Below are 15,266 nucleotides of genomic sequence, written 5' to 3' on the forward strand. Positions count from 1 at the left end.
TGACTAATATGTGAACCCTGTACGCCTATTTCTCGATCTCCGAGCCACCTGCTGCCCCTCATCTTTGCCTTCATTTCACCGACTGGATGAAATTCTGCGCATTCATGAGTCTGAGTGAGGCGAAAATTTCACTATTGGTGGACTCCGCCTCTACCGGAAATGTTCAACACACTCATGCAGAAAGGCCTCTAGCGTTCGTGGCTCTCTGCCGAGCAAGCGCTGCACAGTATCATTTGGAATTTCTGGCACCACCGTAGACATAGTTTGAATTTCCACAACGTGGTTCGCGAGCCAAGGAGGCATATTCCCATGCTCGATAAGATTGCGAAGCAGTACTTGAGGTTCCATGTTTATGTAGCTTATCGGCCGATTAAGCAGGGCGGATAGTTGACTCGCGATATGAGGATAGTTGAAAATTTCCGAACCAGTAAGCGTATATATTTGGCCTGATATCTTGCGATTGGTAAGAACTTCAGCGGCAACATCTGCGATATCGCGACAGTCAATGAAGTTACACGGTGAATCGCCCATGGAGCCGAAGAAAACATTTTGGGTTGTGATCGTTGGTGCAAGGCGCAGCAAGTTTTGCATGAACGCATAAGGGCGCAGCACGGTGTGGGTGAGACTCGATTCCCTCAGCGTTTTCTCGATTTCTTGATGCCATCCTGCCACTGCGACTGGCGAGCTGTGCTCAAAGGCAGGGCTGGATATTTTTACGATATGTTTGATTCCAGATTCTGCGGCAATCTGAATGATTGAAGTTTCCAATTCGATTTGTCTCGGACTGTTGGACATGGCAAGGAAGAGCTGGCTAGCACCTGTAAACGCGCGGCGCAGCGATTCGGGGTCGGAAGCATCCGCCGATGATACCATTATAGTCGATCGGCCTTTTTCTCCGATCTGATCACGCAACTTCTCAGGCTCTCTGCTCAGCGCCTTGGCGGGTACGCCAAGATCAACCAAACGTTTCAAAAGCGCACTTCCTATCGTACCTGTTGCTCCCATAATAACTATCATTTTTATCTTCTCCTTTTGGATGGAAAATGAGTTGTGACGGCAAGACGCCACCGCCATGTCACTATCGTGCTTGCTATGAATCCAGATAACGGGAAATCGGTCCAGACACGTCCGACCCAGGCCAAATGATTGCTCGGATTCATAAATTCTAGTAAAACAGATGTCAACCATGCGGCGTATAGGCCAAACAAGGACCCGGCCAATGCGAACATCCCTACCACAACCAAGTGAGGTGCAGTGATGACCCATCGTATACGGCCCACTCGGCTGCGCAACAAAAGGCCAATCATTAAGGCCATCAAGGCCGATGCACCGCCGATTGTGGTCAATGCCCCTATTTGAAGCCCCCTATCGGCAGTAATCAATCCCCCGATACCTGCCATGATGGCAGGAGCAGCATAGGCCATGACAACTTCACGCCATAGTATAAAAATCTTTTTCTTGGAACCAGCAGGCTTGATGCCGTAAACAGCATCTGTCTGATTCGGGTATTTCATCTTGTTCATTTAGCTGCTCCCCTCTTCTTTGAAATCGTTCAACGATTGCTTTCAGTGAAATATAATTAGCTTCCTAACTATATAAGGATAAAAATAGGCTAGCTTTACTAGCCCATTCTAATCATTACTGATGTTTCCCTTTGGTTTCGAGCCTACTTCGCCCGTAAGAGCTGAGATGCCTTGTGTAATTCGGCCTAGCAAGTCGAGAAATACGCTGCGCTCCTCGATATTGAGCAAGCCCACCATTGCTTCCAGCCGAGCGAAATGCTCAGGAGCCATTTCACGAAGCTTCTTCGCTCCTGCTTCCGTCAAAATGACCGATCTCTGACGGCCATCATCTGAGCTTGATCTCCGAGAAACTAGCCCATCTCGTTCAAGGGTGTCGATAAGACCTGTCACTGTAGCACGTGTAACGCCTAGATGCTCCGCTAATTGCGAAGGCAATTCTTCTCCTTCGTTATCTTCAAGATCCGCCAATAAACGATATCGACTTGTTGATAAACCGAATCTAGAGAAATGAATCTCCGAGGCATGTCCAAGCTTGACTCCCGCTGCCATTAGTCTAGAAGCGACGAGTATAGCCTGAGCGTCTATGTCTAGGTTATAGCGATCAATCTGACGCTTGGATTGTACTAGCGAAGGAATTGCGTCAAAGTCATTTATTATTTTATTATTGTTGTTCATATATATAGTATGGTTCCTAATTACTTTGGTGTCAACACATTTATATAACCTATCAATAGCCCGCCATTCTTCCTATCTGGAACTAAAACTTTATTTTCTTTCCATAGGAGAACAAGCAGCCGATAGAAAAAAAGGAACCTTTCCGCCAGCTGAATCATGGCGGGGAAGATTCCTTTGTGTTAGGTCGATCCAAAATAGGCTAAAAAATAGAAAGATAGAATAACGAGCGGCTGAGTAAAATAGGTTCCTCGGAAGTGTTGTCATCCGGTTCAATTTCTGCCGTCCAGTGTTTGAGATGGTGAATGGCGTGATCGAACAGGTTGTACACACTGTGTTGATCAGCTTGCTCGCTCCGAAGCGAACGGCCTGTTATGGACAAGGTGCCGATAAAGCTGCTCAGCGCGCTGCACCACAGGCCCCAATCGTTAGGGCGTTCCATTTCGTCTACAAAAGTCTCGCCAAAGCCAATGCCTTTGTCCGTCGTTACCCGCAAGCAGGCACGGTTTCCAGCGGCGTCTACATTGAGTGCTGGAATGACAAACAGCTCAATGCGCTTGACCGTAAGCTTCATTGCGTGCTTCGCCTTAGGCGGAGCGTCCGGCGCATGAAGGACAATCATATTCATCTCTCCTCACGTTCGCTTACGGAGTTAGCTGTCGGATTCGGGCCAGAGAGCTGCCCTACCAGTGCGCGAAGGCACCGGATTCACCCCTTGCGATTCAAGCTGTCGCTTCAACCACGTCGTTGGTTCCCCCGCTTTTTCAATTGAAAAATTAAGCGATTAATAATAGAGTGCCAGAATTCGGCTAGGGATATATATTATACCTTAATGGCTCATTTGTAAACCTTTTAGCAGTAAAATAAAAATATGCTGCTGCCTCAAGTGAGAACGAGCGCCGCCGTTATTTGGCGGCAGCGCTCGTTTTCTGCAGAAATAACTGCTGAATTATGAATACAGTAGTTCATTGTGGACTGACCGCTCATGTAGAAGTTGTCGTGAGTTAATGCATAGGGAAGATCCAGCCAACCCATAAAGCAAGAAGAACGAGAGTAAACAGCAGAACAGGCGGAATGACGACAATCGTTACTTTGACATAATCCAACCAATTGATTTTTACCTTGGCTTTCTGTACAAGATTCATCCAAATGAGCGAGGCTAGAGTGCCTATCGGTAAAATGAGTGAGCCAATATCGCTCCCAATGACGCTGGCGAGGTAGGCGATTTTGAGTGAAAGCGGATCGAGGTTCATTTCGGTGAGGGTGATCGTGCCGATCATGAGAGCGGGGTGATTGTTGACGAGTGTAGACATGGCAGAGACAAGCCCTCCGATTAAAATGCTTGCATTCATCAGGCTCCCCATAACAAGCGGCTCGAACACCTGCACGAGTAATTGCGTCAGGCCAATATTGTGCAGGCCATAAATAATGATATACATGGCGAAGGCGAAAATGAGTATATGCCACGGAATTTTACGCAAAATGTCGTTCGGCGGCATTTTCAAGTAAACCCAGCGCCAACTAAGGAGCAGCAGGGAGCCGAAAACAGCGACCCACTCAACGGGGATATGCAAATAGGAGGCAGCAAATAAGCTTAGCCGGACAGAGAAGACGAAAAGCAGAATCAATTTCATAAAGCGGCTGCTGTATTTGGGATATGCAGGCTTGCTTCCGTTAGGTGTGAGTAAAGGATGGTAGCCAGATTGAATAGGGACAATTGAAATCGTATGGGGGACTTGCCGGGGAAGCTGATGGTAAAAGTAGAAGAACAGCAGCAGGCTGAGCAGCAGCAGACCAATTGTAGCGGGGATAAACATCATGACGGTATGCATGTACAAATCCATGCCGACGATTTTTAGCGCAATCAGATTTACAATATTGCTGACCCCGATGGGGGCGCTGGAGGCGGTAGCGATTAATGCTCCTGAAAGTAGGTATGGAATTTTTTGGTGATTTTTCAGTCCCATGTGATGCAGCATAATGAGCAAAATCGGTGTAGTGATAAGAATGCTGCCGTCATTGTTGAAAAATAGCGTCATCAGAAAACACATCAGGTTTACATACCAGAACAATCTGAGTCCTGAGCCACGTGCTCGAATGGCAAGCCCCTCGGCAGCCCAGATGAAGAAGCCAAAGCTCTCCAGCACGATTGCCATTACGATCGTCGCCATAATGGTGATGGCTGCTCCACTAACGGTGGCGCTAATATGCGCCAGGTCCGTCAACGAGACGACTCCGCTCAATAGGACGAGTATGGCGCCAAACGTAGCAGGAATGGCTTCATTCAGTCCTCTGGGACGCCACAAAATGAGCAAGATCGTGAAGAGGAAGGCAAACAGGGAAACGATAATGGAAGGTAGCGAGATCAAATGTTAATCACCTCGAATTCTTGGTTAAATTCATAGTGAAGCAGGAAAGAGTTATTCATTTGCGGCAACTGCATTATGCTGAGCGGCTTCTATGCGGCTGCTGTCATAGCGTTTATCGGTTGCCGTAGAGGATAGAGATATAATAGTAGGCTGTTTGATCGGTGGAGGAGGCTTGAGAATGAAATAGAGGGACAGGCCTGACGAGCAAATAATGAAGATCGTAAGCAAAAGGATTTCCTCCTTTCTAGTAATAACGTATAAGAGGACGACTATCATGGGGAGATATGAATAATATATGTATATGTGGCCTACTGATAGAGGGTACTAGACGTTAATAGTAGATTGCTATAATTCCGCGAAGCGTCCCCGCTCCGGAAACGCAAAACAACCTCGGCCTTGTTAAGGGCCGAGGCTGCTTCGTTATCTTTTTACTTGGATATGGACATAGGCGCTACCCAATCGGATGACCATTGCTGCAATTCGCGAATGACCGGCTCCAGTGCGTGTCCCTTTTCGGTAAGCGAATATTCGATGCGAACTGGAATGTCTGGAAAGACGGCGCGGCTTACAATGCCCTCATTTTCAAGATCCTTGAGCCGCTCAGACAGCAGTCTGCCGCTAATGGGAAGGGCACCTTGAATGCAGCTGAAGCGCTGCGGCCCGGACAGCAACTGATAAATAATCAAGCCGGTCCATCGTTTGCTTATAATGTCCATTCCTTTGTGCAGGCGCGGACAAAGCCCGGATTTCTCCATGTAGATCACCTCATTAATAACTTGCTATTAAGTATAACTTTAATATAATTTATATACAAGCAAACTTTTTGAATGCTCATAACTTGACGTAATGGAATTTCGAATATATAATTAGTTACTAATGGTAAGCGAAAACTTGTTCCCCTACGATTATTAATAAGGCAAAGTGCATTTATAGCAGATGAAGCTTAGCCTTTCAACCTATTATATCAAATACAGATGAAGAAGGTGCACACTAATGATTAAACCATCCATTCGTTCTATTATAAATGATAAAATAAAAACTATTGAAGGCGATTCGCACGATATCCATGTTGTCGGACCCATTCAGCTTCCGGTTGAGCTTGACGGCGAGACGAAGATTTTTCAGTGGTACAGCTGGCTGAAGCGTGAGAAAAATAGCGCCCAAGACGAGACAGATCTATACAGCGAGCTGGCGAAGGGGCAGTATGCGGAGCTTCAGCAATCCAGCGTGCTCGTCTATGGCGATTTTGCCGAAGGCGAAGATGCGCTGATTCGCATGCACAGCATCTGCCATACGGGCGATATTTTTGGCAGCCAACGCTGTGATTGCGGCTTTCAGCTTAAGCAGTCGATGCGGATGATTACCGAGCATGGAACGGGCGCCTTATTTTATTTGGCAAATCATGAAGGCCGTGGCATTGGATTGTTCAGTAAGGCAATGGCTTACCTGCTTCAGGAGGAGGGGCTCGATACAGTTGATGCGAACTTGGAGCTGGGCTTTGCTGAGGACGCTCGCGATTACAGTGAATCCATTGCTGTCTTGAAGCTGCTTCGCTCGTTGCCTGTGTCGATTATTACGAACAACCCGCGCAAAGTGGAGGCGCTTCGTGAAGCTGGCATGCATATTGCCCGCCGTGTTCCGCTTTGGGGGCAAACCTCCGTCTACAATGAGAAGTATTTGACAACAAAGGTTGTGAAGTCGGGGCATTATTCGGCCGAAGCCCAGCATGAGGATAATCAGGTCAAAGCGCTGTAAGATCAGGAGATATTTTGAAGATAAGTTAAGGATACGGATGTGTTTTGAAAAAAGTTTGCGCGGAGGCCTGCTTCCGCGCTTTTTTGCCGTAACTTCCGCTCTGTTCATGCGTCTATTGGATATTGACGATAATGTGGCATATACTATTAGAGTGAGAGGGCCAGATGAACATGACGATTGAGGTGAATAGCGACGTGCGTAGTCGTAACTATAGATGGAATGTTTTAGTTCTTATATTTGCATTATTCATTGCAGGTTGCAGCGGCAACAATAAAAATACAGAGGAACGTCGGGATTCCCACGCTGGCGCACAGGTTTCGCCAGTCGTGCAGGGCGCTCCCCAAGAGAAGGACAATTTGCTGGAGCAATACCGCCAGACGGTGCAAAATGCAAAGGAGCCGTTCGAAATTGTTTCATTCTTGAACGAGAATATGTCAAAGGCTGGACAAGAGCGGGCGGATACGATGATACGTGAGCTGAATGCGTATTATAACAATGATCTGGAACGAACGCAGGACGCTTTTTTTGAAAATAATGTGCAGGAGGTGCTGCTCCAGCAGCAATGGCCGATTACGGCCTCCAACGCCGCCGAAATTCAAGATGCCGCTGTGAAGCAGCTTGTTATTACGAAGCTGATGGGCGGCTACAAGCTGATTATGGTAGAGGGCACCATTTATCCGATCATTGATTTTGAATTGCAAAAGGTTTACAAAAATTATGTATCGCAGCAGATGAATGATTATATTTTTTTGCGGGCGGTAGAATCAAATGAGGTTTCAGCGAAGGATGCCGGGCTGATCATAACGTGGGATAAGCTGGCTAATCGCGCAGTATTGTCGGAAACCTACATTAAAACGTATCCCGATTCAGCAGAGCGCCCGGAAATCGAGCAGCTTTATTTAAACAGCTACTTATCGATGTATATTTATGGCCTCAATAACACACCCATATTTGATATGGAAACGTATCGGCTGCTCAGCGAGGTGAAGACGAGCTATCAAAAGCTGGTGAAGGAGCATCCGGAGACGGTAACGGCAAAAATGGTATCGCAGTTTTTGGACGTGCTGGCAACGACGGATGAGCAAGTTTACAACCGAATCAACGGACAGCAGATGGATATCCCCGCGGTTAAGCAATTCCATGAACGTTTTCAGGCGAAAGCGGAGGAGCTGCTTGGTGGCTAAATGGGTCGATTTGAGGCGGCAGAAATGGGCAAATTTCTTTTGCGTTTCCTAGGCATTTCAAGTATGATGAATGTTAAAGATTAGCGACGTACAGTCAGAAGGAGCCTTTACATGAATTCAAAAACAAGTCATTGTAAAATCGTCGATTGCACTATTCGCGACGGCGGATTAGTAAACAACTGGGATTTCAGCGTAGAGTTTGTCCAGCACTTGTACAAAAGCCTGAACGATGCTGGCGTTGATTATATGGAAATTGGCTATAAAAACTCGCCAAAGCTGCTCAAAGGCGCAGAAAGTGCAGGCCCTTGGCGTTTTCTGGATGACGAGTTTCTCAGAACGGTTATCCCTAATAAAGGAACTACAAAGCTGTCGGCACTTGTTGACGTAGGCCGTGTAGACGAGAACGATATTTTGCCGCGTAGCGAAAGCCTGCTTGATCTAATCCGTGTCGCTTGTTATGCGAAAGATGTGGACAAGGGTCTTGAGCTTGTTAAACTATTCAGTGACCGTGGTTATGAGACGACGCTGAACATTATGGCCTTGTCGAATGTAATGGAAAACCAACTGCTGGAAGCGTTCGAATTGATCAATGACAGCGTTGTTGACGTTGTGTACATCGTCGATTCCTACGGCAGCCTGAAACCGAATGATGTAAGCTACTTGACGGAAAAATTCCGCAAGTACCTTCCGAACAAGCGTCTGGGCGCACATATGCATAACAATTTGCAGCTTGCATTCGCAAATACGCTTATTGCTGCTGAAGGCGGCGTTGAGCTGCTTGATGCATCCGTATATGGCATGGGCCGCGCAGCAGGAAACTGCAACACAGAGCTGCTCGTATCCCAACTGCAAAACCCAAGATACAAAACACGCCCCGTTCTCGATATGATCGAGAAATACATGATTCCGCTTCGCGAGAAGGAAGAGTGGGGTTACATTATTCCTTACATGATTACTGGTATTTTGGACGAGCATCCACGTTCGGCAATGGCGCTTCGCGATTCCGAAGACAAGGATAAAGCGGTAGATTTCTACGATCGCATGACAACACCAGAATTATCGCATAGCAAATAGTAGCTGCCTCACAGCAGCCTGTATAATTGAAAAGCCCTGGAAGTCCGTCCATGTTGGAATGGCGGCTGTCCAGGGCTTTTTTTATTGGATTTGCGCAGGCTTTAAGCCCGATGGGCAAGCTGCTTGGTCATCGTGACATGAGGCATGCCTTCCTCAAAGAAAATGTCCGAAACCGTGCGATAGCCCAGCTTACTGTAGAAGCCTTCTGCATGCGTTTGCGCATTCAGCTTGGCCGAGGCCAGTCCTTGGGACGCGGCTGCCTGCTCCATCGCTTCGACGATGATTTTACCAATGCCCAGCTTGCGGTAGTCTGCCAAAATACAAATGCGCTCCAGCTTGGCAACACCGTCCACTACTCTCAGCCTTCCTGCTCCTACCGGAACATGCCCGCTGAGGGCGAGCAGATGCTGGGCCGTATCTTCAAATTCATCATATTCATTGGCAGCAGGAACGCCCTGCTCGTCAACAAATACGCTGCGACGCACTTCAAATACGGCATCCCGGTCTTCCTGATTCTGAACCAGACGCGTAGTAATTGACATATCGGTTTGTTCCTCCCTTTTTCCCATACTTCCACGATTATTGCTCATTATTTATAAGTCGCAATTCGCCTTCTCCGCGAATCGCCGCAGCAAAATGCTTCTCATTAGGATGGAAGTAAGCTGTACCTTCGAATATGCGATTGTCAATGGAGGTGACGAGCAGCTGGATTCGAATGTCCTCGCTTTGATTGAACCATTTCAATACATCAGTATCTGCAATACCGTTCGCATCGACGTACCACAAAGCTGAGCCAAAATCTGTCACTAAAAATAAATCGGCATTCGTAAAAGTAAGCTGGCGAGTTCCGAGCTGATAGATTATTTCAATATTGGTTAACGCTATCGTTTCCATCTGATTATCCTCCTAAGAAAAACACCGCATATGGTCTGGACAAACCAGCGCTGCAGCCTGTTAATCATTTTAATGTTGAATAGGTATTTATGCAACAATGAGTGCCCCCTAATCGTCTAAATGGAAAAAGATAGAAGGGGGATATAAGATGCAAAATACAAATAAATTCATCTTATTTCGCACATTGGTTATTATTTTCGCTCTTATGCTGGCAGCAGCTTGCTCCGGAGGTATGAACAGCGGCCCTGATCGGAGTAATTCCACGACAACAGAGACAGAGGATACGGCAGTGGGAAATACGGCTGCAGAAGGTGGAGAAGGCAGCAGCACCAAAGAAGACAGCTCACCAAGCAAAGGAGAATCTGCGGAGCCTATTCCTGAAAGTGAACGCAGAGAAGGTGGAGACAGGCGTTATTCTTCGCAGCAGGCGGAAGTGAAGCCAGGCCAGCTTACGGCGGGGGAATGGGATGATTTGGCGGCATGGCAGCGCTTTGGCAATTTGCTCAATAGCAAAGAAGGAGATGATAACGCCCGCTATTGGTCGTTCCATGCTTTTAACCGCTTGGAGGTCGTTGTGACATCAGGGGGACTCGCAGTATCGGATGCGATCGTTACGCTAAATGACAATCAGCGCCAGCAAGTATGGGAAGCGCGCACAAATACGGATGGAAAAGCTTATTTATTTGCCGGGCTTTATGACAATGGCCAAAACGATAAGCAAAGCAATTATAAAGTCGAGGTGCAGGCAGGTCAGTACAACAAGAGCCTAAGCGATATTATCCTGCCGGAGCAAGGCACGCTCAAGGTTGATTTGGGAGGCGAAGCGGAGCTCGCCAATCAGGTCGATATTATGTTTGTTGTGGATACGACAGGCTCGATGGAGGATGAGCTGCGCTATTTGGAGGCCGAGCTGAAGGATGTAATCGGCAGGGTAGACCAGCAGCATGGCCAGCAATTGGATATGCGGCTCAGTGCCAACTTTTATAAGGATAAATTTGATGATTATACGGTGAAGTCGTTTCCATTTACGAAGGATGTCGATCAGGTTGTCCGGAAATTGGCAGCGGAAAAGGCGGATGGCGGCGGCGATTATCCAGAAGCGGTGGATGCGGCGCTGCGCGATGCCATTCATGGACATGACTGGAGCGAGCAGGCGCGGGCAAGGCTGCTATTCCTCGTATTGGATGCTCCGCCGCATTATAACACGAAAGTGGTTAATGAAATTCAGGAGCTGATCCAAACAGCAGCCGCGGATGGCATCCGTATTATTCCCGTCGCCTCCAGCGGCGTAGATGTACAAACAGAATATTTGCTGCGCTTTATGGCGGTGGCGACGGGAGGGACGTACTTGTTTTTGACGGATGACAGCGGAATAGGCGGTGACCACCTAGAGCCAGCTGCCGGGGAATACGAGGTGAAGCCGCTGAATGATTTACTTGTTGAAATGATTAATCGGTACGTTCAGCCGTAATATCATGCTCATAGTTATAAGCAATTAGAGTAATGGCTGCTCCGGTTTGGTCGGACAGCCGCTGCTCTAATTGTTTTATTTCTGCAAGCGCGTCCTCGTTATGATTCAAATCTGCGATTGTGTAGCTGCTGTTAAACACCATGTAGACATTTCCTCCTCCAGTGCATAATGGCTTGTTCCTATTATGATGCCGTTCCTTCTCTTTCATGATGCACCCTCCTCTGTCGCGTTATACAGTTTTCACATCTTGCTAAGTGAATTGTCCTTTGCTGCCTTGTAAGGTAAACTGTTACAAGAGGATAACTGAAGGAAGGGATTTGCAGCATGATTTTAAGTTTAATTTCCTGGAGCAAGCAGCTAGTACGGCATACATCCGCCCAAATAATCACTTCGTATGCAATGCTGACTTTGCTTCTGATTAGTTGCGCACTGTTAGTTGGCATCCTGCCGGCCGAAGCCCATGCAGCGCGAAGCTTAGAGCCCCAGCAGATTACCGGGGTTTTACCAACACTTGCAGCGAGCTTTAATCCGCATGAGCAAGTTGGACATGACCAGATGGAAAATATGGATCACGGCCATGACAGCGGCCTTAGCGTTGGCACAGCTTTATTTTATACAGCAAGAATTGTCTATTACCTCGCGCTGCTGCTGGCGGCAGGACTGATGCTTTGGTTCAGCGGGATTCGCTTAGGAAGCGATGAACAGCGCAAACGGATGCAGCTCTGGAGCTTGCCAATGATGCGGGCGCTGCTGCTTGCTTCTCTTTTGTATGTATTCGCCAGTGCGCGAAGCTTGATGGAGGGCTACGGAGGAGGAGGGCCGGAATGGGTGAGGCTGTTCACCGAAACGAATACCGGTCAAGCCTGGCTTGCGCTGCTTATATTGTCGCTTCTAGGTTTTATCGTAATTAGGGCAAGCGATACCTTCAAGCTCATATGGGCGCTGCTATTACTCGCTATTGAGAGCTGGACCGGCCATATGGCGGCGTTGCAGTCGAATATGAATTTAGGCATCGTTCTTGATTTTATTCATCTCGCTTGTGCCGCTGTATGGAGCGGAGGATTGATGATTTTACTGGGGCTTTGGTTGGCTGATCGGAAGGAAGCGGGGCGCTTTGCAGAACGCTTCACGACAGCAGCATGGATTTCCATGGCGCTGCTTGTCATTACGGGTGCGGCGATTACATGGCTGCTGCTGCCAAGCTTGTCCTATTTATTTTATACAAGCTGGGGGATTTGGCTGCTGGTGAAAATCGCGTTGGTCGTACTCGTCATCGTCACAGGCGCTTTGCTTCGTGCCCGTGTTCGGCGGGGGGAGCTGCCGCATGGCTTGATGCTGAAAGTGGATGCAGGTCTAATGCTGGCGATCACGCTTATTGTCGGCGTCTTTACCTATATGAGCCCCATACCGGACAATACGCCAGTCCGATTTCATAAGATGGGCGAAACGCGCCATTTTACCGTTAATATAACGCCAAATGAGCCGGGGGCGAATCAATTCGAGGTGAAAATATGGCTGCCGGAGCAGTTGGGGGAGCCAACAGATGTGAAGCTGGTGCTGCATTCGCATGATAAGCAGCAGCTTGCGCCCCTTGAGGTGCCGCTGGCGATTTTTGAGGATACATCGTATGAGTCGTTTCCTGGTTTTGTGAGAACGTCGTACCATGCAGAGCAGATGGACATCCCATTCCCCGGGAAATGGACGGCCGAGCTGCAGGTGGTTGATAAGAGCGGGGGCAAGCTGAACGAAAGCATCGATTTTGAAAACTATTAATGCAGGCAGGGAGCGGTAGCGGGTGTCTTATCGATGGTTGAAATGGTTGATCTTATGGATTCCCACACTTACAATTGGCCTTTGGGAATATGTCAGGCATGCTTTTCTGCTGCCATACATCTCAATGGATCTGGGCAATGTGCTTGCTCCTGTACTTGTTTTTTTAGTCACATTGACACTGCTGCGCGGTTTGTTCAAGCGTCTAGAGCTCATGCAGGATGCGCTGCAGCGCGAACGGCTGTCAAAATCTTCATTTGAGCAGCGCGAGAAGCTTGCGCGTGAGCTGCATGATGGTATTTCTCAGTCGTTGTTTCTGCTTTCCGTGAAGCTGGACAGTCTGGAGCATGCCAATACACCGGAGGGTGTTCGTCAGACGACTGAGCAAATTCGAGGAACAGTCCGGCATGTATATGAGGACGTTCGCCAGTCCATTGCCAACTTGAAATCGTCAACAGCTGCAAGTCCTGCGGAAGGGCCCTGGCTGACGGCGATTCATGCTCTTGCCGAAGAGCTGCGAGAGGCTGGTGGCGGCTATACCGCCGAGGTTAATTGGCAATTGCCCGAGCATGCGCTGTCAGATAAAGAGAAGGTCGAGCTGATGGCAATTGTGCGTGAGGCGCTGATGAATATTCGCAAGCATACGCACGAGGCGCATGTGAGCATCGCCTGCTATCCGCTTGAAGGCGGAGCATTAGGCAGCTTTCACTGTATCGTAGCGGATACAGGAGGAGGTGCGGACGCCGAGCAGTTGGAGGCGAAAGGCCGCTATGGCATTCGCATGATGCGTGAACGAGCGAAGCAGATGGGCTGGTCGCTTCGTGTAAAGAGCGAGCGCGGCCAAGGAACGCGAGTGGAAATAGCGACGGAGCCTTTAAACGGCAGTTAGTATGAAAAATACGGTTGCGGGAATGACCATTTTTAATGTGGGGGAGAGAGCACGATGAGCAGACAACAGGTATTTACGGGTTCCCCATGGGAGCCGCTTGTGGGCTACTGCCGCGCGATTCGCGTCGGCAATCGGATTGAAGTCGCAGGAACGACAGCGATGAAGGATGGCGAAGTCATCGGCCAAGGAGACCCGTATGAGCAAACTCGGTTTGTTCTGCAAACGATTGAGAAGGCTTTGGCTGAGCTAGGGGCAAGCATGTCTGATGTCGTTCGGACCCGAATGTTCGTTACTGACATTTCGAAGTGGGAAGAGATTGGAAGAGCACATGGCGAGTTTTTTCGCACGATTCAGCCAGCAGCAACGATGGTAGAAGTCAAAGCACTTATTGATCCGCTCTTGCTCGTTGAAATAGAGGCCGAAGCCATTATTCAATAATAGAAGCGTCTATAGAACAGCTCCTTGCTCATCGTAAAGATGGGGCGGGAGCTGTTTTTATGTGCTCCTTTTATCGAATGAATATATTTCCGGAGGTCTTGTTTAAATATCAGTGCAAATAAGTTATAGCGGTTTCAAAGCATATACATCTGTTGTAACATGTAAGGGATCAATAATGTGAAGGGCGGGGTTTAAATGCAAGTGAAGCAAGCACCGAAAGGCGTCTGGCCCGTTATGCTTACACCGTTTACCAAGGATAATGAGATTGATTATCCGGTTCTGGAACAGCTGATTAATTGGTACATAGACAATGGCGTGCATGGGCTGTTTGCCGTGTGCTTGTCCAGTGAAATGCTTCATCTCTCTCTGGAGGAACGGGTAGCGGTAGCGCGCTTCGTGCAGGAAAAGACGGCGGGAAGAGTTCCCGTTGTGGCTTCAGGCCATATTTCGGAGTCCTTTCAGCAGCAGCTTGAGGAAATTAGGCAAATTTCAGCAACGGGTGTGGATGCATTCGTACTCGTGACGAACCGTCTGGCTGCTGAGGATGAAGATGAAGAAGTTTGGAAAAAACGTGCTCAAACGATTTTGGAAACGTTTCCTGACGTAACCTTCGGATTGTATGAATGTCCGATTCCTTATCACCGCTTATTGTCGCCGGAGCTCGTCAAATGGTGCTCAGCTACGGGCAGATTCACCTTTATGAAGGAATGCAGCAACAATCTTGAGCAAATTAAGGCGAAAATCAAAGCAGCGGAGGGTACTCCGCTTAACATATTTGTAGCGAACAATCCTCATGTACTCGAAGTCATGCAGCTCGGTGGCGGCGGTTATAGCGGCATGCTCGCCAGCTTTCAGCCTGATTTGTATGCTTGGCTGACGGACAACTGGGACAAGCAGCCGGATAAGGCTGAATGGCTGCAAAACTATCTTGGCGCCTCCTGTCTCTATGAGGGCCGTCATTATCATATTGGCACCCGCTATTATTTGCAGCTTGAGGGGCTGGATATCACGCTGAAAAGCCGTTCGAAAAAAGCAGCGGATTTCAAAGTGACACATGAGCGTGAGATCGAGCAGTTCAGGAAATTCAATCAATATGTCAAGCAAACGCTATTAGGCTAGCAGCTCGCATGAAGCAGGCGGCGTCATCTTTCAAAGGTGGCGCTTTTTTTGCGAGCCTGTTATGCTGCTGGCGATTAAGTCCTCATTAGTGACCAGCAAGGTAACTTT

General features: G+C 48.2%; 18 protein-coding genes and 1 riboswitch. Of the genes, 8 read left to right on the top strand and 10 right to left on the bottom strand.

Annotation, left to right across the window (positions count from 1 at the left end; genetic code table 11):
• Window positions 1-150: 150 nt before the first annotated feature.
• The 7 genes from AC50YG_RS16830 to AC50YG_RS16860 all read right to left on the bottom strand — a co-directional run bounded on the left by AC50YG_RS16830 (window position 151) and on the right by AC50YG_RS16860 (window position 5,319).
• Window positions 151-1,017: an SDR family oxidoreductase gene (locus AC50YG_RS16830; protein ID WP_494828132.1), complete on the bottom strand. Its 867-nt coding sequence runs from the start codon at window positions 1,015-1,017 to the stop codon at window positions 151-153.
• A gap of 2 nt (window positions 1,018-1,019) precedes the next feature.
• Window positions 1,020-1,523, bottom strand: a complete 504-nt coding sequence (locus tag AC50YG_RS16835) for a hypothetical protein (protein ID WP_473760440.1) — start codon at window positions 1,521-1,523, stop codon at window positions 1,020-1,022.
• A 108-nt stretch (window positions 1,524-1,631) separates the two neighbouring features.
• Window positions 1,632-2,198 (bottom strand): MarR family winged helix-turn-helix transcriptional regulator, encoded by a 567-nt coding sequence (locus AC50YG_RS16840; RefSeq protein ID WP_494828133.1) that lies wholly within the window; start codon window positions 2,196-2,198, stop codon window positions 1,632-1,634.
• Between the two features lie 199 nt (window positions 2,199-2,397).
• Window positions 2,398-2,817 carry a hypothetical protein gene (locus AC50YG_RS16845; protein ID WP_473760435.1) on the bottom strand — a complete coding sequence of 140 codons (420 nt, stop codon included), beginning with the start codon at window positions 2,815-2,817 and terminating at the stop codon, window positions 2,398-2,400.
• A gap of 4 nt (window positions 2,818-2,821) precedes the next feature.
• Window positions 2,822-2,988, bottom strand: a riboswitch (cyclic di-AMP (ydaO/yuaA leader).
• A 211-nt stretch (window positions 2,989-3,199) separates the two neighbouring features.
• A complete protein-coding gene (locus AC50YG_RS16850; RefSeq protein WP_473760433.1) occupies window positions 3,200-4,564 on the bottom strand; it encodes an ArsB/NhaD family transporter in 1,365 nt (454 codons plus the stop codon).
• Window positions 4,565-4,615: 51 nt separating this feature from the next.
• The gene (locus AC50YG_RS16855; RefSeq protein ID WP_494828134.1) at window positions 4,616-4,792 is read right to left on the bottom strand and encodes a hypothetical protein; all 177 of its coding nucleotides are present in this window, start codon (window positions 4,790-4,792) and stop codon (window positions 4,616-4,618) included.
• Between the two features lie 200 nt (window positions 4,793-4,992).
• On the bottom strand, window positions 4,993-5,319 hold the full coding sequence (locus AC50YG_RS16860; protein WP_341278829.1) for a winged helix-turn-helix transcriptional regulator: 327 nt from the start codon (window positions 5,317-5,319) through the stop codon (window positions 4,993-4,995).
• 238 nt (window positions 5,320-5,557) lie between these two features.
• On the opposite strand from AC50YG_RS16860, the gene AC50YG_RS16865 reads away from it, so the two are divergent.
• The 3 genes from AC50YG_RS16865 to AC50YG_RS16875 all read left to right on the top strand — a co-directional run bounded on the left by AC50YG_RS16865 (window position 5,558) and on the right by AC50YG_RS16875 (window position 8,577).
• Entirely contained in the window at window positions 5,558-6,319 is a 762-nt protein-coding gene (locus tag AC50YG_RS16865; RefSeq protein WP_494828135.1) for a GTP cyclohydrolase II, read from the top strand.
• Between the two features lie 164 nt (window positions 6,320-6,483).
• Window positions 6,484-7,503 carry a hypothetical protein gene (locus AC50YG_RS16870; protein WP_473760426.1) on the top strand — a complete coding sequence of 340 codons (1,020 nt, stop codon included), beginning with the start codon at window positions 6,484-6,486 and terminating at the stop codon, window positions 7,501-7,503.
• A 111-nt stretch (window positions 7,504-7,614) separates the two neighbouring features.
• Window positions 7,615-8,577 (top strand): aldolase catalytic domain-containing protein, encoded by a 963-nt coding sequence (locus tag AC50YG_RS16875; RefSeq protein WP_341278826.1) that lies wholly within the window; start codon window positions 7,615-7,617, stop codon window positions 8,575-8,577.
• 101 nt (window positions 8,578-8,678) lie between these two features.
• On the opposite strand, the gene AC50YG_RS16880 is transcribed toward AC50YG_RS16875, so the two are convergent.
• Window positions 8,679-9,119, bottom strand: a complete 441-nt coding sequence (locus AC50YG_RS16880; protein WP_494828136.1) for a GNAT family N-acetyltransferase — start codon at window positions 9,117-9,119, stop codon at window positions 8,679-8,681.
• Window positions 9,120-9,156: 37 nt separating this feature from the next.
• Complete coding sequence (locus tag AC50YG_RS16885) at window positions 9,157-9,471, bottom strand: hypothetical protein (RefSeq protein ID WP_341278824.1); 315 nt, start codon at window positions 9,469-9,471, stop codon at window positions 9,157-9,159.
• 148 nt (window positions 9,472-9,619) lie between these two features.
• On the opposite strand from AC50YG_RS16885, the gene AC50YG_RS16890 reads away from it, so the two are divergent.
• Window positions 9,620-10,942: a VWA domain-containing protein gene (locus AC50YG_RS16890; protein ID WP_494828137.1), complete on the top strand. Its 1,323-nt coding sequence runs from the start codon at window positions 9,620-9,622 to the stop codon at window positions 10,940-10,942.
• On the opposite strand, the gene AC50YG_RS16895 is transcribed toward AC50YG_RS16890, so the two are convergent.
• Window positions 10,920-11,150: a hypothetical protein gene (locus AC50YG_RS16895; RefSeq protein ID WP_494828138.1), complete on the bottom strand. Its 231-nt coding sequence runs from the start codon at window positions 11,148-11,150 to the stop codon at window positions 10,920-10,922. The genes AC50YG_RS16890 and AC50YG_RS16895 overlap by 23 nt on opposite strands.
• 116 nt (window positions 11,151-11,266) lie before the next feature.
• On the opposite strand from AC50YG_RS16895, the gene AC50YG_RS16900 reads away from it, so the two are divergent.
• The 4 genes from AC50YG_RS16900 to AC50YG_RS16915 all read left to right on the top strand — a co-directional run bounded on the left by AC50YG_RS16900 (window position 11,267) and on the right by AC50YG_RS16915 (window position 15,158).
• Window positions 11,267-12,715, top strand: coding sequence for a copper resistance D family protein (locus AC50YG_RS16900; RefSeq protein WP_494828139.1), 1,449 nt, complete (start codon window positions 11,267-11,269; stop codon window positions 12,713-12,715).
• Window positions 12,716-12,737: 22 nt separating this feature from the next.
• Entirely contained in the window at window positions 12,738-13,601 is an 864-nt protein-coding gene (locus tag AC50YG_RS16905) for a sensor histidine kinase (RefSeq protein WP_473760414.1), read from the top strand.
• Window positions 13,602-13,655: 54 nt separating this feature from the next.
• A complete protein-coding gene (locus tag AC50YG_RS16910) occupies window positions 13,656-14,039 on the top strand; it encodes a RidA family protein (RefSeq protein ID WP_473760412.1) in 384 nt (127 codons plus the stop codon).
• Window positions 14,040-14,234: 195 nt separating this feature from the next.
• Window positions 14,235-15,158, top strand: coding sequence for a dihydrodipicolinate synthase family protein (locus AC50YG_RS16915; RefSeq protein WP_494828140.1), 924 nt, complete (start codon window positions 14,235-14,237; stop codon window positions 15,156-15,158).
• Window positions 15,159-15,266 lie beyond the last annotated feature (108 nt).

The sequence above is a fragment of the Paenibacillus sp. J31R34 genome, from assembly GCF_059383715.1.